The sequence below is a fragment of the Sinomonas susongensis genome (genome assembly GCF_005877005.1).
Taxonomy (GTDB): Bacteria; Actinomycetota; Actinomycetes; order Actinomycetales; family Micrococcaceae; genus Sinomonas; species Sinomonas susongensis.
The window spans coordinates 78,581-96,452 of the sequence record NZ_SSNH01000007.1 but is presented as its reverse complement, the minus strand read 5'-3'; the positions used below and the strand labels follow the sequence as shown (position 1 = coordinate 96,452).

At 68.4% G+C, this 17,872-nt stretch carries 14 protein-coding genes, 2 pseudogenes and 1 riboswitch; of the genes and pseudogenes, 9 read left to right on the top strand and 7 right to left on the bottom strand.

The window, feature by feature from the left end; genetic code table 11:
- Positions 1-139: 139 nt before the first annotated feature.
- From E6A21_RS10950 to E6A21_RS10940, 4 genes and pseudogenes are all read right to left on the bottom strand, one after another.
- Entirely contained in the window at positions 140-736 is a 597-nt protein-coding gene (locus E6A21_RS10950; RefSeq protein WP_342777867.1) for a PP2C family protein-serine/threonine phosphatase, read from the bottom strand.
- Between the two features lie 114 nt (positions 737-850).
- Positions 851-988, bottom strand: a pseudogene (locus E6A21_RS18360) (GAF domain-containing protein); the annotation flags it as partial.
- Between the two features lie 18 nt (positions 989-1,006).
- Entirely contained in the window at positions 1,007-1,297 is a 291-nt protein-coding gene (locus E6A21_RS10945) for a hypothetical protein (RefSeq protein ID WP_138444186.1), read from the bottom strand.
- A gap of 214 nt (positions 1,298-1,511) precedes the next feature.
- On the bottom strand, positions 1,512-2,615 hold the full coding sequence (locus E6A21_RS10940; protein WP_246036412.1) for a glycoside hydrolase family 26 protein: 1,104 nt from the start codon (positions 2,613-2,615) through the stop codon (positions 1,512-1,514).
- Between the two features lie 244 nt (positions 2,616-2,859).
- On the opposite strand from E6A21_RS10940, the gene E6A21_RS10935 reads away from it, so the two are divergent.
- Together E6A21_RS10935 and E6A21_RS10930 are read left to right on the top strand one after the other, a co-directional pair.
- Entirely contained in the window at positions 2,860-3,591 is a 732-nt protein-coding gene (locus E6A21_RS10935; protein WP_138444184.1) for a DUF4386 domain-containing protein, read from the top strand.
- 180 nt (positions 3,592-3,771) lie between these two features.
- Positions 3,772-4,971 carry an alkaline phosphatase family protein gene (locus E6A21_RS10930; RefSeq protein WP_212745919.1) on the top strand — a complete coding sequence of 400 codons (1,200 nt, stop codon included), beginning with the start codon at positions 3,772-3,774 and terminating at the stop codon, positions 4,969-4,971.
- Positions 4,972-5,281: 310 nt separating this feature from the next.
- Here the strand turns inward: E6A21_RS10930 and E6A21_RS10925 are convergent, their stop codons facing one another.
- Together E6A21_RS10925 and E6A21_RS10920 are read right to left on the bottom strand one after the other, a co-directional pair.
- The gene (locus E6A21_RS10925) at positions 5,282-6,064 is read right to left on the bottom strand and encodes an AfsR/SARP family transcriptional regulator (RefSeq protein ID WP_171041365.1); all 783 of its coding nucleotides are present in this window, start codon (positions 6,062-6,064) and stop codon (positions 5,282-5,284) included.
- A gap of 31 nt (positions 6,065-6,095) precedes the next feature.
- Positions 6,096-6,848: an AfsR/SARP family transcriptional regulator gene (locus E6A21_RS10920; RefSeq protein WP_138444181.1), complete on the bottom strand. Its 753-nt coding sequence runs from the start codon at positions 6,846-6,848 to the stop codon at positions 6,096-6,098.
- Positions 6,849-6,921: 73 nt separating this feature from the next.
- Here E6A21_RS10920 and E6A21_RS10915 point away from each other — a divergent pair, with 73 nt between their 5' ends.
- The 7 genes and pseudogenes from E6A21_RS10915 to E6A21_RS10885 all read left to right on the top strand — a co-directional run bounded on the left by E6A21_RS10915 (position 6,922) and on the right by E6A21_RS10885 (position 16,452).
- On the top strand, positions 6,922-7,299 hold the full coding sequence (locus E6A21_RS10915) for a hypothetical protein (protein ID WP_138444180.1): 378 nt from the start codon (positions 6,922-6,924) through the stop codon (positions 7,297-7,299).
- Between the two features lie 50 nt (positions 7,300-7,349).
- Positions 7,350-8,805 (top strand): annotated as a pseudogene (locus tag E6A21_RS10910) (UDP-glucose dehydrogenase family protein).
- A gap of 4 nt (positions 8,806-8,809) precedes the next feature.
- On the top strand, positions 8,810-9,151 hold the full coding sequence (locus E6A21_RS10905) for a hypothetical protein (protein ID WP_212745918.1): 342 nt from the start codon (positions 8,810-8,812) through the stop codon (positions 9,149-9,151).
- Between the two features lie 177 nt (positions 9,152-9,328).
- Complete coding sequence (locus tag E6A21_RS10900; RefSeq protein WP_138444178.1) at positions 9,329-11,287, top strand: S53 family peptidase; 1,959 nt, start codon at positions 9,329-9,331, stop codon at positions 11,285-11,287.
- A 153-nt stretch (positions 11,288-11,440) separates the two neighbouring features.
- The gene (locus E6A21_RS10895) at positions 11,441-12,523 is read left to right on the top strand and encodes a pilus assembly protein TadG-related protein (RefSeq protein WP_246036387.1); all 1,083 of its coding nucleotides are present in this window, start codon (positions 11,441-11,443) and stop codon (positions 12,521-12,523) included.
- 503 nt (positions 12,524-13,026) lie between these two features.
- A riboswitch (M-box (ykoK) riboswitch) is annotated at positions 13,027-13,197 on the top strand.
- A gap of 222 nt (positions 13,198-13,419) precedes the next feature.
- Positions 13,420-15,111 carry an NRAMP family divalent metal transporter gene (locus tag E6A21_RS10890; RefSeq protein ID WP_138444177.1) on the top strand — a complete coding sequence of 564 codons (1,692 nt, stop codon included), beginning with the start codon at positions 13,420-13,422 and terminating at the stop codon, positions 15,109-15,111.
- Positions 15,112-15,186: 75 nt separating this feature from the next.
- Positions 15,187-16,452 carry a magnesium transporter MgtE N-terminal domain-containing protein gene (locus E6A21_RS10885; RefSeq protein ID WP_138444176.1) on the top strand — a complete coding sequence of 422 codons (1,266 nt, stop codon included), beginning with the start codon at positions 15,187-15,189 and terminating at the stop codon, positions 16,450-16,452.
- On the opposite strand, the gene E6A21_RS10880 is transcribed toward E6A21_RS10885, so the two are convergent.
- Complete coding sequence (locus E6A21_RS10880; RefSeq protein ID WP_246036385.1) at positions 16,364-17,704, bottom strand: APC family permease; 1,341 nt, start codon at positions 17,702-17,704, stop codon at positions 16,364-16,366. The genes E6A21_RS10885 and E6A21_RS10880 overlap by 89 nt on opposite strands.
- Positions 17,705-17,872 lie beyond the last annotated feature (168 nt).

The window sequence follows — 17,872 nt, the reverse complement described above, 5'->3', positions numbered from 1 at the left end:
GGGCCGCTTCTCGACCCTGTCAATCTCAGGTCGAACGGGGCGGCCAGAAATCGACACAGCCGTCCACGTGCTCCATTGTCTTCTACGGGCAGACGACCGTCTGGCTACGCTGGGCCCGACGGTCCCAGGTCCGATGCGGTCAAGGCCGGTGGATGGCAACCATGCTGATGTCGTCGTCGACGCCGGCATGGCTGGCCGCGTCCCTGACAGCTTCGACGATCGAGGCCGGTTCGCGGTGCTCGGCGATGAGCGCGGCGACCGCCTTGAGGGCACTCTGGGTGCCGCCATAGAAGTCGAGCAGGCCGTCGGTGAAGGACAGCAGCGTGTCCCCGGGAGCGAGGGCAGTCTGCTGGTCCGCCCGGGGCATCCCGAGCTCCAAGCCGAGCGGGAGGCCCGCGGCCTCGAGCTGCTCATGCGTGCCGTCCGACCGGACGATGAGGTTCAGCCCGTGCCCGGCGTCGGTATACGTCAGCAGGCCCGTGGGCATGTCCAGGCGTGCATGGAAGAGCGTGGCGAAGATCCCGGTCGCCTCGAAGTCGGCGGCGAGGACTTCCGCAGCCGAGTGCAGGAGCGACGACGGCGTGGGAGCCTTGAGGGCATTCAGCGTGGCCCGGACGGTGGCGGCCATGAGCGCTGCACTGGTGCCCTTCCCCATGACGTCCGCGACGGTCAGTTCGATGGTCTCGCCGCTGCGCTGCCACGTGAAGAAGTCGCCCCCGATCCCCTTGAGCGGCATGTTCAGCCCGGCGATCGAGTAGAGCGGCGCCCCGGGGTTGCCTGTGGGCAGAAGAGCATGCTGGACGTTGACTGCCTGCTCGAGGTCACGGGAGTCGAGCAGCTCCCGTTCGGCCCAGGCGCCGATCGCGTCGAAGCGTCTGAGCTCCTCCTCCGTGAGCTCGCGGGGGCGGAAGTCGTAGATGCAGAGCGTGCCCACCGGCTGCCCGTCTACGTGGAGAGGGCGCCCCGCGTAGAACCGGATCCCCCTTCCACCGGCGACGTCCGGCTTTCAGTCGAACCGTGGATCGGCTGTCGCATCGGGGGTCACGGTGAGCTGGTCGTCGTCGACCGCGACGTCGCAGAAGGTGTCGACCCGGTCCCAGACGGTCCTGCCCGGAACCTGCGGGGTCATCGCGAAGAGATGGCGGTCGTCAAGGAGGTTCACCTCCGCTTCCGGGACCGAGAAGATGACTTTCGCCGCCCGCGCAATGCGCTCGAACCGCTCCTCCGGGTCCGCGCCGACCAGACCCAGCGACGCCAAGGCCTTCAGCCGCTGCTCTTCGTCTCTACCGCTCTTCAAACTCACCTGCTCCTCTCCCACCCCGATATGCCGCACCCAAGCCTGCCGCACACTCGCTCGTCCGGCCAATCCTGGGGCAACGGCTGCCGCTGCTGCCGACCGGCCAGAAGGTGACCGTCCGCGGTTCGGGATAAGAGGTGAGCCCGCAGCGCGACCAGCAAGGGTGCGCTGCGGGCTCGGTGTCAGCTTCGCCGGTACTCAGCTTCGCCGGTGCTCAGCTTCGCCGTGCGGCAAGTGCGGTGGCCATGGCGCTCGCCGACCCAGTGGAGCTGTCGATCCGCCAGTCGACTTCCTTGTTGTAGTCGAACCAGACGAAACCGGTGACGTCGGCTTGTGAGTTCAGGTAGGACACGAGCGAGGTGTTCCAGTCGGCCTTCGAGCCGCCGGCCTCTGCGGAGGCGGTCTCGGCGATGATGATCGGCTTGCCGGGGGCGATACTCCGAAGCTGGCTGAGTCCGTCGGCGAACAGGTCCGAGGGATTCGTCCACGAGCTCCACGACTGGGACGTGCCCCAGTTGTAGCCGTCCAAGGCAACGGTGTCGACATATCCGGCTCCCGGGTAGAGCCCGGACAACGGCGTCGAGCCCCAGTAGGGCACGTTGGGGCTCCATACCCACTGGACGTTCGTGGCGCCGGTCGAAGTCACCACGTCGTGGACGTGGCGCCACGCGGCCACGAAGTCCCCAGGCTGGTTGCCGTTGACGGATTCGTCCCACGGGTACCAGTTCCCGTTCATCTCCTGGGCGAACCGGAGCATCACAGGCTTGCCCCACGCAGCGAGCGCGGCGCCCCATGAGCGGATGTAGGAGTCGAAGTTCCCGGCCGCGATGGCCTTCAGCGAGTAGGCCGGCTGGCTCGTCCCGTTGCCCGACCACAGCCAGGGCTCCCACGTGACCAGGCTCGTGGCACCCCGTGCGGCCACGGCGTTGAGGTCGTCAATCGGCGCCGGCTGGGAGAAGTCCTTGTAGGACAGCACGATCGAGGGGTTCTCGTTCACCAAGGCCGCGACCTGGTCGAGCTCGCTCGAGGCCTGCGGTCCGCCCGGCGTTCCGACGCCGAACCGCAGCCGCGCGCTGCTCATCGGCGGAGTCAGCGCGGCCGTCGCGGTCTTCGGCGCGGACACCGCCTTCGACGGGCCCGCTGACCGGGCAAGGTTGGTTCCAGCGGAGGCAGACGGCGCGAAGTACGTCCCACCTCGCGGCGCGGGTGTGGCGTGCGTTCCCGCGGATGCCGCCTGCGATGGGCCGGCAAGACCGAGCACAGCCGCCAGGCCAAGTACGAGGCCGGACACGACGGGTCCGGCCAGCGACCTCTTGATATGCACGCATGCTCCAAATGTCGGTGTATGAGGAGGCCCGGCTGGGCTCCACGAGCATCCTCGCAGTCCCCGGGCTGCTCCCACGCCCGATTCGGCCATTCCTTGGCAAATCTTTGGCGCGGGATCGGGGCGCGGAAGCTGGGTGATGTTGCGGTTGCGGCGCCGCTCAGGCGCAAGCCCTCGCCATTGGTACATTGCAGATGACCAGCTGCACCCGCAACTCCCCAGCCGCGAGGACCACGAGATGAGCACTGCGACCCGGAGAATCTCCCTGACTGCCGGCGTGCTGTACCTGCTGACGTTCGTCTCCATCCCGACCCTGGCGCTGTACAGACCGGTGAAGGATGACGTCGGCACCTTCATCCTCGGCGGCGGCAGCGACACTGGGGTGCTGTGGGGAGGCCTGTCCGAGGTCGTCGTGGGGCTCGCCGGCGTCGGCACCGCCGTCGTGCTGTACCCGATAGCAAAGCGGGTCAGCCAGACCGCCGCGCTCGGGTTCCTCGCCGCGCGGGTTCTGGAGACCACGCTCATCTTTGTCGGCGTCATCAGCCTGCTGACTCTTCTCACCCTGCGCGCTCAGCTCGCCGGGGCTGCCGGAGCGGATTCCGCGGCTCTTGTCACGACCGGCCACACTCTGGTCGCCTTCTACAACTCGACCTTCCTGCTCTCGCAGAGCCTCATGCCCGTCGCGTGCGACCTGTTCCTGGGCTACGTGCTCTACCGGTCCCGCCTTGTTCCCCGCGTCCTGCCGATCATCGCGTTCGTCGGCGCCCCGCTGCTCCTGGCCTCCGACATCGCGGTGTTCTTCGGCGCCTATACCAACGTGTCCTCTCTTGCCGGTCTCGCGGCGCTTCCCGTCGCGGTCTTCGAGTTCGCCCTCGGCGTCTGGCTGATCGTCAAGGGCTTCAGATCGACGCCACTGACCTCCGGAACCGCTCCGTCTGACCCGGCCCCGGAAGAGCCCCCGGCCGCCTGAGACGCCAGCGTCGACACTGAAGAAGAAACCCGACCGTCCGTCGACGGCGAGGGCCACCTCGACCGCGTGAACCTCGCGGGAATGAGGCTGCCGTTCACCCCGCCGCCAAGCGGGCTTCACCCGGCTCTTGTAGGAAAGGCATTGGGCCCCGTCCGGGGCGCAACCCGAAAGGACAGTCCAATGCTGAATGTGCTGAAAAGCCGCGCCACCGGCACCGTGGCGGCCATTGCCGCCACCGTCGCCCTCACAGGCGCCGCGGCCGTCGGTGCGGTCGCTCCCGCCAACGCCCTCACGGCGGCTGGCTCCAACGCCCAGTCGAGCGGGCAAGGGGCAAACGGGCCCGACCACGTCTTCGTCATCATGATGGAGAACCACGGCTACAACCAGATCATCGGCAACACCGCCGACGCCCCCTACATCAACTCCCTCGCACAGAAGTACAACGTCGCGACCAACTACCACGGCGTGACCCACCCGAGCCTGCCGAACTACCTCTCGGCCATCTCGGGAAGCCCCCAAGGCATCTTCGACGACTGCAAGGCCGGGGCGAACGTCGCGTGCGCACCGGAGGAGTTCGTGCCCGGATCCGGCGATTCCACCGACACGGCCTCCCTCACGCCTGCCCAGTATTCAAGCGCCTCCGCCACGCCTCACATGTTCTCGAGCCAGAACATCGTGGACCAGCTCGAGTCCAAGGGCCTGTCCTGGAAGGCCTACATGCAGTCGATGCCGTCGGCCGGCTCCACGGTCGAGTACGCCCCGACGATCGGCTCGAGCACCGTCAAGCTCTACGCCCAGAAGCACAACCCGTTCATGTACTTCTCCGACATCGCGAACAACCCGGCGCGGACCTCGAAGATCGTCCCGCTGGAGAACAACCTCGCGAGCGATCTCTCCTCCGGCAACGTGCCGAACTTCGTCTGGATCAGCCCGGACCAGTGCCACGACATGCATGGCATCTCGCCGTCGAGCGCAGCGCTCGTGAACATGCCGAAGTGCGGCTACCCCGACTCCGGCCTTGACCACGGCGCGATCCAGCTCGGCGACGACTACCTCAAGCAGCAGGTCGCGCAGATCATGAGCTCGACGACGTGGAAGACGACGAACTCGAGCATCGTCCTCGCGTGGGACGAGAACGACTACTCCGGCTACTCGGGCGGCCCCGGCAGCCCCGTGGGGGCCAACGGCACGGTGCTCGGCGGCGGCGACGCCCCGTTCATCGTGATCAACTCGGCCCAGGGTCCGCACAAGACCACCGACAAGTCGGCCGACCACTACACCATGCTCTCGACGATTGAGCGCATGTGGCACCTCGGCTGCCTCGCCAACACGTGCTCGCCGACCACGTCCGGCACGTTCGAGGAGCTCTTCCGCCCCTGACCGGGACGACAAGGCGGAACACCCACCGCCCCTCCGGCCCACACCCGGAACCAAGCCGACGGCCTGCCCGCAACACCATGCGGGCAGGCCGTCTGGCGCTTCAGTCGCCTCGAGGGCCGGTCCCTTGGCGAGCAGATGGCCTACCCGGCCGAATGGCGCGGGTGGTGGACTAGGCCGCGAAAAAACGTCAGACACCCTGTCAGCCAAGTCCTGTGGCCACCGTGCCGCGACCCCTGCCCCGGCGGGAGTCCTCCCGCGTTGCTCATCGGGCTTGCGCCAGCCGCCGGTTCCCTACTGTCTATCGCCATCCTCAACAGCCTCCTTCTGTAGCCGAGCGGTTCTCAGTGTTGGCGTGGGCGTCTGGGCACCCCTGCCCAGGGCCCCGTACAGCGTCCGACGGCAAGCCGAGGGCACAAGTGAGCGCCACGCTCGGCTCAGCCCCTGTCTCCTTCAGGTATCGACGGCGGAAGTCCTCGTGGACGGAGAAGGCCTCCCGGAGGTTCCCGGCGAGTACGAGGGCACGAATCAGCAGGGCGTGGGAGGACTCCCGCAGGGGTTCGATGGCTGAGGCACTCCGGGCGGCGAAAGCGGCCCTTCGCGGCTCATCCAGGCGCAGGCTGTGCCGCGCCATGGCTTCGAGAGCGGCGAGACGGAACAGACGCACCCGCTCCCTGTAGAACAGTGCCCAGTCGTCCCCCCATCCCGGGAGGAGCTCGGCGTCGAGGAGTTCTCCGATGAGTGCGGAATCCGCCTGGGCCGTCGCGGTCTGGCGGTCAGCCGTGCGCAGCAGCTCGTCGAGGTCAACCCGTACCCCCGGTGCGAGCCCCAGCCGGCCGAGACGTTCGTCCAGAAGGCCGGGCGTCCGATTCCTGATCCGGAGCACCTCGACCTCCAGCTTGCCGGCAGCTTCCCCAGATCCCCGATGCGGCAGCAGCAGTCCGGCGATCGCCTCCAATGGGGCAGGCCCAGCTAGGGCGATCCCCGCGACGACGCGCTTCGTGAATCCAGCGAGCGGGATTGGTGAGCCGTCACACCGGAGTTCCCACTGTCTCAGCAGCTGGACCTGCCAGTCGTGCTTGATATTGATTCCCATAGGTCTTCTCCTCGGACGAGCGGTCGGCGCTCTAGCGGACTCCCACGGGTTGGCGGATCTCCGCGGACGCCGAAGACAGCTCGGCATGCCGAGGGGCCAGATGCGCGCCCAACGCCTCTCGGAACTGGGCTGAGGGCTTCAAACCCATCTCCTCCCAGAGCAGGTTTCGGAAGCGCTCGTGGGATCTCACCGCAGCGGCCGCATCCCCGGCGAGGATCTGGGCGCGGATCAACAGGGCTTGGGGGCTCTCGCGAAGGGGTTCGATTTCGGCGGCGCGTTCGGCCGCCGTAATCGCGCTCCCGGCATGGCCCGCCTCCAGGCGGTGGCGAGCGATGGCCTCGAGTGCGGCCATCCTGAATCCCTGCCAGCGCTCCTGCTGGAAGATCACCCAGTCGTCGTACCACCCGGGAAGGAGCTCGTGGCCGGCGAGTCGGTCTTCTATTCCGGGGGCAAGCACGGCCCCTACAGACTCCGGATCCACGGAGCGCCGCAGTTCCAGGGCGTCTACCCGCACCCCCTCGCACAGGCTGACCGGGTCCGCGCCTTCCGCCAGAAGGCCTGGAAGCTCATGACGCAGTTTGAACACGGCGGCCCGCACACTGCCGGCCGCCTGGCTCTGGCTGCTCTCGGGCCAGAGAAGGCCCCCGATGTATGGCCGCGCGCACGGACCCGAGAGGGCCAGCACCGCGATCAGACGCTGCTGGCGGATGCCCAGCGTGACCGGACTCCCATCCCGGAACAGCTGCCAGCAGCCAAGGAGCCGCAATTCCCATTTCGACACCATCGCACCCCCGTGACAGATAAAGAGCAACTGGTGCACGTACAGCAACTGCCTTCCGGACGCCAGCAACTACAACGTGCTGGCCGAGAACACGATCTCGAACACCACCGCCGAGAACGTGGACATCAAGGAAGGAACCGTCGGCGGGGTCATTGAGGGCAATCACTTCGACGGAACAGGAATGACCTCTGCCACCGCATGGGTCAACGTGAAGGGCAACGCCTGGACCATCGCCGGCAATGACGGAGTCCGGGCGCCGCAGGACGGATTCCAGACCCACAACATCCTCCAACAGTGGGGCGACAACAACATCTTCGAGAACAACACGGGCAGCGTGGGCGGCTCGGGCTACGCATTCGCCCTGCGCCCGGCGATGCACAACCAGGTGGCCTGCTCGAACACGGTCGCGGGCGCCGGAAGCGGTCTGAGCAACATCCCCTGCACCAACCCGTGATCCCGTCCGGAATCGCGGCGAGCCAAGACACTCGATGAAAGGCCAGATCAATGTCCGAGAAGTCCTCAGTCAGCTCTGCCCCCGTGGCACAGAATCCCAACATCACAGTCATCGGCACCGGTTATCTGGGCGCCACCCATGCCGTGTGCATGGCCCTCCTCGGCCACAACGTCGTCGGACTCGACGTCGAACCAGGCGAAGATCGACGAACTTGCCGCCGGACGCCTGCCGATCTTCGAGCCTGGCCTCGAAGAGAAGCTGCGAGAGGCACTGGCCTCTGGGAGGCTCCTCTTCACCACGGACACGGCCCTGGCTGCGCATCACGGAAACGTCCATTTCATCTGCGTCGGCACCCCCCAGGCGAAAGGCTCGGACGCAGCCGACCTGACCTACGTCGACGCGGCGGTCACGGCCCTGGCCGCGCACCTGCACCGCAAGTGCCTCATCGTCGGCAAGTCCACCGTTCCGATCGGCACCGCGGGCCGCCTCACGCGCCTGGTGCAGGAGACGGCTCCGGCTGGCACCGCCGTCGAACTCGCCTGGAACCCCGAGTTCCTCAGGGAGGGCTACGCCGTCCAGGACACCCTCGAACCGGACCGACTCGTCTTCGGCACCGCCTCTGCGTGGGCCCATGCGCAGCTCGCCGCCTGCTACACGTCGATCATCGATGCCGGGACTCCCGTCGTCGCCACCGATCTCGCCACAGCAGAACTCGTCAAGGTGGCTGCGAACTCCTTCCTCGCCACCAAGATCTCGTATATCAATGCGATGGCCGAGGTGTGCGAGGCGACCGGGGCCGACGTCGCGGAACTCGCCACCGCCCTCTCCTACGACACCCGCATCGGAGGACGGTTCCTCAAGCCCGGCCTGGGATTCGGCGGCGGATGCCTGCCCAAGGACATCCGAGCGTTCGCCCACCGCGCCGAAACCCTCGGCGTAGGCCAGGCGGTCTCGTTCCTGCGCCAAGTCGACGCCATCAACAACCGCCGACGCCAGCGCACGGTCGACCTCATCACCGAGCTCGCCGGCGGAGACGTCACGGGAGTCCAGGTCGCGTGCCTCGGCGCGGCATTCAAGCCCAACTCTGACGACATCCGCGACGCCCCCGCCCTCGACGTCGCCCGCATGCTCCACGAGGCAGGCGCCAGGGTCACGGTCTACGACCCCCAGGCCATGCCCAACGCCCGCCGCGCCTATCCCGACCTCGACTACGCTGACGGGCTCGACGAAGCCGTCGCCGGAGCTGGCGTGGTCGCTCTCCTGACGGAATGGGAGCAGTTCCGCCAAGCCGACCCCGCGGTCCTGCTCGAACTCGCCGCCGCGCCCTGCATCGTCGACGGCCGTCACGCCCTCGACGCAGACGCCTACCGTGCAGCTGGCTGGGACTACCGGGCGCTCGGACGGCCGGTCCAGATCGGGGCGCCTCCACTGGACTTCGAGTCCGATCTCGCCGAAGCCCGCCTTGACCTGCCCGTCGCCGAGCACAGCAATGTCCGCCTTCCATGAAGCGATGAGCCTCGACGTGCCCGCCCTCACGGGCGGGCTCGCCGAGATGCTCGGCCCCAACCTCGTCGCCTATATCGGATCTGTGAAGGCGACCCGCTCCGTTCGCCTGTGGGCTACCGGGGAACGCACTCCCTCACCCGCAGTGGTCAGAAGGCTTCGGGACTCGTATCAGATTGCCGGCTTCCTGAACGGGTCCCACCCCACCGAGACCGTCCAGGCCTGGTTTCAAGGCATGAACCCCCTCCTCGGCGACGCCTCCCCCGCCCGCCTGCTGCGGGACGGCGTCTCAGATGAGGCCGCCCAGCGAGTCCTGAACGCCGCGCGCACCTTCGCTGCCGAACGATGAAAGCGCGGACGGCGGCGAAGGCGAGACAAGTCCGGGGTCAACCCGCCCGGCTCGTAACACTGGCGCGAGAAGAGGCAGGCGCTGCGTGTTGTGACCGCCGCGAAGAACTCCGGACTGTAACGTCCGGCGTGGCCGGGGACGATGGGACTCCCTGGACGAGGAGAGGATCCGACAACCATGGCCCCAGCCCGCCGCGTCCTTCGCGCGCTCGCCGCCGCCACCGCCGCCGTCGCCCTGGCTGGTCTGACGGCCTCAGGGGCAGCCGCGGCTCCGTCCCCCGGCGCGACGTCCCTGCCCGGGTCTGTCCCCTCGTGGGCGGGGTCCAAGCACAAGACGGGCACCCCGTTGGGAACCGACACAGTCGAGGGCGAGATCTACTTCTCCCTCCGCGACCCAGCCGGCGCCGAGGCTACCGCCGCAGCAGTCTCGACCCCCGGAAACCCACAGCACGGGCACTACCTGAGCCCGCAGCAGTGGATTCACGCGTACGCGCCGACGGCGGACTCGGTCGGGAAGACAGTCGATTGGCTCCGGTCCATGGGCATCAGCATCGTCTCGGTCCCCGCGAGCCGCCTCTTCGTCGTCTTCCGCGGCACAGCCGACCAGGTCGCCGCCGCCTTCGGCACATCCCTGGCCGACTACGCCTTCCAGGGCCAGACCCTCGTCGGCCCAACCAGCGCTCCACAGGTCCCCGCCGACATCGCCCCCGGGGTCCAGGCAGTGGACTTGGGGCAGGGTAGGCTGACGACTCGCCCGCGCACCGAGTCCCCCGACGCTGCTGCAGGCGCCGCGACAGCCACAGCCGCCCCGCCCGTTACGGTTCCCTGCTCGGACTACTGGGCCCAGCGCACCGCTGCACTGCCCCCAGCGTACGGAAGTGCGAACTTCCCCACCCGGCTCTGCGGGTACACCCCGTCCCAGATCCAAGGCGCCTACGGCGTCGCACGGCCCGGGGCCATCGACGCCACGGCGGGCGCGGGGCAGACCGTCGCGATCGTCGACGCCTACGCCTCCCCCACCATCGTGAGGGACACCAACGCCTGGTCAGAGGCCAGCGGCCTCCCGTCCCTCCGCCAGGGCCAGTACCGCCAGATTGCGCCTTCCCCGTCGGAGTTCGCTGACCAGGCCCTGTGCGGCCAGCCGAGCGGGTGGCAGGGAGAGCAGACCCTCGACATCCAGGCTGTGCACGGCATCGCCCCCGCCGCGAACATCCTCTACGCCGGCGGCTACAACTGCGGCGGCGGCCTGGACATCGCGCTCTCCACGATCCTCGACGGCCGGCTGGCGGACATCGTCTCGAACAGCTACGGCGACGTCGGGGAAGCCCTGCCCCCGTCTGTGATCCAGGGGCAGGTCAACCTCCATCTCCAGGCTGCCGCCGAAGGGATCGGCCTGTACTTCGCCAGCGGCGACCGCGGCGACGAGTCCGCGCTTCTCGGCTCCCCGGCCCCCGACTTCCCCGCGAGCTCCCCATGGGTCACCTCGGTCGGCGGAACGAGCCTTGCCGTCGGACAGGGCGGAAACTACCTCTTCGAGACCGCGTGGGGCAGCACCCGCCAGCGCGTCGTCGCGGACGCCTCCGGCCAGCTCGCCTACGCCGGTCCTCTGCCCGGGGCCTTCTACGCGGGAGCTGGCGGCGGAACCAGCGCTTCCTTCGCGGAACCGGCCTACCAGACACGGCTCGTGCCCTCATCGCAAGCACAGGGACACAGGGTCTCCCCTGACATCGCCTCCCTAGCCGATCCCTACACCGGATACCGGATCGGCCTGAGCCCCATCAGCGATGACTCCACGCTCGCCACAGCGGCGTTCGCCTTCCAGACTGTGGCCGGGACCTCGCTCGCGTGCCCTCTGGCCGCCGCACAGATGGCCATCGCCCAGGCCAGCGCCCACCGGAGCGTAGGGTTCGCCAACCCGGCCCTTTACACGGCAGCGGGGTCGGGCGGCGCCCAGCGCGACGTCACCGCGCCGTCGTTCCCGCTTGCCCTGGCCTCATCCACCGCCTCCACGGGTTCCACCTACCTCGTCACCCTTGGACGGGACACCTCCCTTGCGGCAGGCCCCGGCTACGACGACGTCACGGGCCTGGGCAGCATGACGGTAGCGTTCGCCCGGCAGGCCGCACAGCTCCGGTGATCCCACGGACCTTTTGTCCCCCCGGATTCCGCGGCGTCTGGGTGCAGTGCAAGGGACGGCGCAGGATTGGCCCAAGGCACGCCGAGGCCTGGCTGAAGTATCTGGAACGGCCTCGAGGGCGCCCGTATCGTCGGGGTGACTGGATCAGCAAGCATGAACGGACGGGCACACGACATGGGCGCTACGGACCGTCCGTTCCCCTCTGAGGGACGCCTCCGTTGTCGGGCGCGGGATCCCGAGCGGGGCGCCGTCGCCGTCGTCGTGGCGCTGCTGATGGTCGTCCTGCTCGCCGCGGCTGCACTGGCGGTCGACGGCGGCATGCTGTACGCGAAGCGGGCCGCCCTTCAGAGCGGGGCGGACGCCGCGGCCCTTGCGGTGGCGCAGAAGTGCGCAGCAAGCCTGACGGATCCCCAATGCACCTCCTCGTCCAGCCTCGCCCCCTCCCTGGCCCGCTCCAACGACGCCGTCGACTCGGCAGGGATTGCCTCACTGGAACTCGACACGCGGGCCCGGACGGTCACCGCGACCACGCAGCCCCTCCAGCCCGGTCAGCAGGCCGGTTCGGTCTCCCTCTTCCTCGCCCAGACCCTGGGCATAGCCAGTGTGCGGGCGAGCGCCCAGGCCCAGGCCGCGTGGGGCAGCCCCAGCGCCGGGCCGGCGGTGTTCCCGCTGGCGTTCTCGGTCTGCCAGGTCCAGGGCTACGTCGACGGCGGGATGCAGCTGCTGCAGAGCCACGGGAAGAACATCAACCCTGGCTGCACCTACGGCCCGTCCGGCCAAGTCGTCCCCGGCGGCTTCGGCTGGCTCACCCAGGACCCGGGCCGCTGCGCGGCCACCATCGACATCTCCACGGGCTCCGCATCCAGCGACCCTGGCAACAGCCCGCCGTCGAACTGCACAGACCTCCTCAACAAGTGGGCGGCCCAGATCCAAGCAGGCACCAGCCCCACCGTCCTCCTGCCCGTCTTCACCTCGGTCGCGGGCGAAGGCGCCAACGCCACCTACACCCTGGCCGGATTCGCCGCATTCAAGGTCGCGGGCTGGAAGTTCAGCGGCGTCGACGCCCTGCCCGACAGCTACGCCAACCAGCCACCTTCCGTCCCCTCGTCCCTATCGTGCACCGGGTCCTGCCGAGGCATCATCGGCCAATTCATCACCTACGTCTCCCTGGACACGGCGTACACTCTCGGCCCCTCGACTGCCTTCGGCGCAACGGTCGTCCGCCTCTCCAGATAGTGCCGACTGCGGTGCTCCCGCATCCCGCTACAGCCGCGGGAGGAGCCCGGCGGAGAGGATCTCGCGCACCGGGCCGCACGGCCAGGCCTGCCGGCAAGCCGCGCATGGGTCACCGATTTCTGGCCCGGTGGGACGGTGGGCAGAGACGACGGGCCCCCAGATCTCGGCACTGATCCTCTGCTCTACCGAGCCGTGCAGGAGTAGGAGCCGGACACGTTCCATGATCTCCCTGTGCATCGGCATTGCCCGCCTCGTGCCCATGCCTACACCTAGCCCCGGTCCGCGTCCGGTCTCAAGCGAAGCGGAATCCCACCTCAAGCACGGATGCGGGCGTCCAACCTGACGGCGGCTGAAATCCCTTCCACGGATGCTCCCGAGCCGTCCCCTGCGAATGTCACCCCCAAGACCCGACTCGGCCGGGAAGCCCCCACACGGCGCCGGCGAAGTGATCGGCTCTGCCGAGTGCGAGAAGCCGAGGTTGGGTGTGTATTCTGTTCCGGCAAGGTGCCGTTCGTTAGCTGAGGCTCCTTCGCGTAAACAGGCCAGCGACCCCAAACGTCGAGAGACGCCACAGGTCAGGACAGGCTGCCCCGGATGCAAGGGGCAACCCCGATTGGCTCCCCCTCGAAGGGGTCACGACGCGAAGTGCCAAAGGTCTTACGAGGAAGGGCACCCCGGGCCGGGCGCCCGGGGCCCCTGGGCACGTGATGACGAGCGCAGGAGGTGATCTCGCCCATGCCGAGTGGCGACAGTCATACCTCCATCAGCTCATCCTGAGCCCCTTCTCCAGCATTCCTTTCTCTATGCCCCTTCCGAGTTGACCCCTGCCCGCGCAGGGTCCCCTCGGTGTGCGCTTCACCGGTCCCCGGCCACCGCCGGGAGGAAGCAGGTCCCCCATGGCCAAGACGAACCCCACCCCCACCCGCACCGCTGCCCCGCCCGGTCACCCCGAGGCGCCCGCCACTGGTTCCGCCGTCCTCGACTCGGCACATGTCGGGGACATCAAGGGTGCCTTCGGCACGATCCGCCTTGACGAGTCCTCTGTGCAGTCGAGCTGGAAGGCGCGCCTGAAGACGCTCCTGGCGATCATCGGACCGGGTCTGATTGTGATGGTCGGGGACAACGACGCCGGCGCTTTCGGCACGTACACCCAGGCCGGGCAGAACTACGGCACAAGCCTTCTGTGGACGCTGCTGCTCCTGATCCCCGTGCTGTACGTGAACCAGGAGATGGTGCTCCGGCTCGGGGTCGTCACGGGAGTCGGCCATGCCCGGCTCATCCTCGAGCGGTTCGGCCGCTTCTGGGGCGCGTTCAGCGCGATCGACCTCTTCATCCTCAACGCCCTGACGATCGTCACCGAGTTCATCGGCATCAGCATCGGCCTGAACTATCTCGGTGTGCCCAAGATCCCGGGGGTGATCGTCGCGGCGCTCGTGATCGTGGGGGCGGCGAGCACCGGATCCTTCCAGCGCTTCGAAAGGGTCTGCTTGGCCCTCGTCATCGGCTCGGTGCTGCTCGTGCCCGTGTTCTTCATGAGCGCGCCGGACTATGCCCGGATCGCCCAGGGCTTCGTGCTGCCCGGGGTGCCCGCGGGTTCGAGCATCTCCGACGTGACGCTGCTGATCATTGCGATCGTCGGAACGACCATCGCCCCCTGGCAGCTGTTCTTCCAGCAGTCCTACGTGATCGACAAGCGCATCACCCCCCGCTACATGAAGTACGAGCGGGTCGACCTGTGGCTCGGGATCGTCATCGTCGTCCTCGGTGCCGCCGCCATCATCTCCTTCACCGCGTCCACCTTCGCCGGGCACCCCGAGTTCGGCCAGTTCACCGACGCCGGGGGCGTGGCCGAAGGCCTCGGGAAGTACGTCGGCCACCTCGCCGGGATCCTGTTCGCCCTGGCCCTGATCGACGCGTCGATCATCGGCGCCGCCGCGGTAGGCCTTTCCACCTCCTACGCCCTCGGCGACGTGCTGGGCCTGAAGCACTCCCTGCACCGGAGGCCCAGCGAGGCCAAGGGCTTCTATGCCGCCTTCGCCGGCCTCATCCTGATCTCCGCCGTGATCGTCGTCATCCCCGGGAGCCCTCTGGGCCTGCTCACCGTCGGCGTCCAGGTCCTGGCCGGGGTTCTCCTGCCCTCGGCCACCGTGTTCCTGTTGCTGCTGTGCAACGACAGGGAGGTCATGGGGCCCTGGGCCAACGGCCGCGGCATGAACATCTTCACCTCCGCCGTGATCGCGGTGCTGGTGATCCTCTCGGTGGTCCTCACCGCCGCAGTCCTGTTCCCAAACATCGACGGGACGACGATCCTGGAGATCCTCGGAGGCGGGGCGCTGCTGGCGGTCCTGGCCGCTGTGGCGCTCGTCGTCATGCGCGCCCGTGCCCGGGCCGCAGGGAAGGCCGCGCCGGCCGAGCCGATAGACCGCTCCCAGCGCCTCACCTGGCGGATGCCTCCGCTGGCGCTGCTGCAGCGGCCCCAGCTCTCGACGCCGCGGCGGATCGGGCTGAGCGTGCTGCGCCTATACCTGCTGGTCGCGATGATCCTGGTGATCGTCCGCGTCGTCCAACTCGCCCTCGGCAACGCCTGACACCCCTCCCGCAACCTCTCCGAGGTGACGTACAGTCGCCTCGAGAAGCCACCGACGTGCACCGAAAGGCACCCGATGACCACCGCAGCGCCCACCGGCTCCCTCTCCCTCTCCGCCCTGCTGCGCCAGCCCGTGACCGACTCGGACGGTCACCGCATGGGCACTCTGGCGGACCTCATCGTCCGCCTGCGCGACGACGACTACCCCCTCGTCACGGGGCTCGTCGTCGCCGTCGGCAGCACGCGCGTGTTCGTCTCCGCCGCCGATTTGGCAGCCCTGGGCCCGGAACAGGTCCGGCTCGCCGTGAGTACCGTCGACGTGCGCGAGTTCCGCCGCCGGGAGGGCGAGGTCCTCCTCTCCGAGGACGTCCTGGGACACCGGCTCATCGACGTCTCCCGCGCCGCGTTCGTCAAGGCCTACGACATCGAGCTCACCCCTGTCCTGGACGGCTGGGCCGCCACCGGCCTCGACGTCCACCGCCGGCGCTGGCTCGCCGTGGGCCCGCGCCACGCGGCCCACCCGCCGAGGGACTGGAAGGACTTCGAGCCCCTGATCGGCCACGCCGAATCCGCTCACGTCCGTCAGGCCACCGGCCGCATCCCCGAGCTCAAGCCCGCCCAGATCGCCGACATCATCGAGGAGGCCAACGAACACGAGCAGGACGAACTCCTGGCCCAGGTCCACGAGGACCCCGAACTCGAGGCCGACGTCTTCGAAGAGCTCGACGAGGACTCCCAGTCCGAGCTGTTCAAGGACCGTTCCGATGCCGAGGTCGCCGAAGTCCTGGCCCGCATGCAGGCCGACGACGCCGCCGACGCCCTCATGGACCTGCCCCAAGAGCGGCGCATCCCCGTCCTCGAAGCGCTCCCGGAACCCCAACGGTCCCGCGTCCACCGTCTGCTGGGCTACCACGACCTCACCGCCGGGGGCCTGATGGGAACCGACTTCCTCGCCCTGCCGTCCACCGCCACCGTTGCCGATGCCTTCACCGCTGTCCGCGGCGCCCGACTGATCCAGCCCCAGGCCCTCACCGTGATCTACACCCTCGCCCCCGACGGCGCGCTCGAGGGCGCACTCACCCTGGTCCAGGCAGTCCAGGCCGAACCAGGCCTCACCCTCGCCGAGGTCGCCGACATCGACGTCGTGGTCGCCTCCCCCGGCGACGACGTCATCGACGTCACGACCCGTATGGCCGACTTCAACCTCCTCACGATGCCCGTCATCTCCGAGGACCGGCACATCCTCGGCCTCATCACCGTCGACGACGCCCTCGAGGCCGCCATCCCACAGGACTGGTCACGCCGCGAATCGAGCCACCGCGAAACCGGTTCGGAAGCCTAGAGGCCCACTGGCGCATGCGTAAGCCGCGCAGATTCTTGGAGGCACCGACGAGCAACGCGCCAACTGCGATGCACCCCGGCACGAGGAGCTGCGTCCCGGCCAGCAGGAGCAGGCCGGCGGTGAGCACAAGGGACACGAGTCCGAGCCACCAGCCGAGTGAGAACCGGTCGAACAGGCGCACTGCCGCCAGCATTCCCAGGGCATAGACCGAGACCATCGAACTCGTGTGGATCAGGATGAAGGGGAACAGGTCCAGTCCGGTGAGCATCAGCACTGAGAGATAGACGCCGGTGAGGGCTGCCACAGCCACGAGGCTCCGCCGAGGCACTTGCCCGGGTCCCGAGCCCGCCGCAAGCCAACGCGGCAAGTCGCCGTCGCGGCCTAGGGAGGCGCCGAGCTTGGCGAACGCGCCGACGTAGGCGTTGAGCACTCCAAGTACGACGACGGCAGCGATGGTCGCGACGACAGCCCGGCCTGCTCCACCAGCGGCGGAGGTGACCAAGGCCAACAATGGCAGGGCGTCGCCGTCGGCTTCCTTCCCTCCCAGGACGGTGACGGTCATCAGCTGCAGGGCGAAGTAGGAGCTGCCGACGACCGCAACGGCGATTCCTGTGGCCAACGGGATGGTCCGTCGAGGAGCCCTGAAGTCCGCGGCAAGGTGGGTCACTGCTTCCCAGCCGGAGAACGCCCACACGAACAGGCTCACGGCGGTCGCTACCCCAGCCCACCCGTGAGGCAGGAACGGCACGAAGCGGGCTGGATCCATGGCCGGGGCGCAGAGTGCCACCACACCGATGACGGTCGCCACGAGAGCGACCGTGAGGCTCAGCTGGACGCGCCCCGAAACGCGAACTCCGAAGGCGTTCGACAGGAACGGCGGGACGAGGAGCAGTACGGCGAGGACGACGACGGCCCAGCGGGGACCGCCGAAGGTCGCCACCAGGTACGAGGCTCCCAGAACCGCAACGACGGGGGCGCCTACGCCCACCCCGAAGAAGAACCAGTAGCCGGCCATGCGTGCTGCCGTCCTGCCGAGCGCAATCCGCACGAACGTCGCAACGCCACCGGCATCAGGAAACCGGGCCGCCAACGCTGCGAACGTTCCTGCGAGCGGGACCGAGAGAACTAGTACGGCGGCTACCGCGAGGAGGGATGCCGGGCCTGCGACCTCGGCGGCTAGGCCGGGGAGGACAAGGATCCCGGTGCCCAGCACTGCCGAGATGTAGAGGGCCGATCCCTGGAGGACTCCCACTGTCCCTTGCCCTGACACTGGAGAGCCATCCCCCAGCGTCGGGGTCCCTGCCAGCACCCGAGGCGAAGGAGCGGCGGCATCACGGGCTCGTGTAGGGGTCATGGTGCCATCGTTCCAGTGGCAGAGATTATGCTTCTACAAATTTCCTGCCAATCCGGGGGCGCCTTC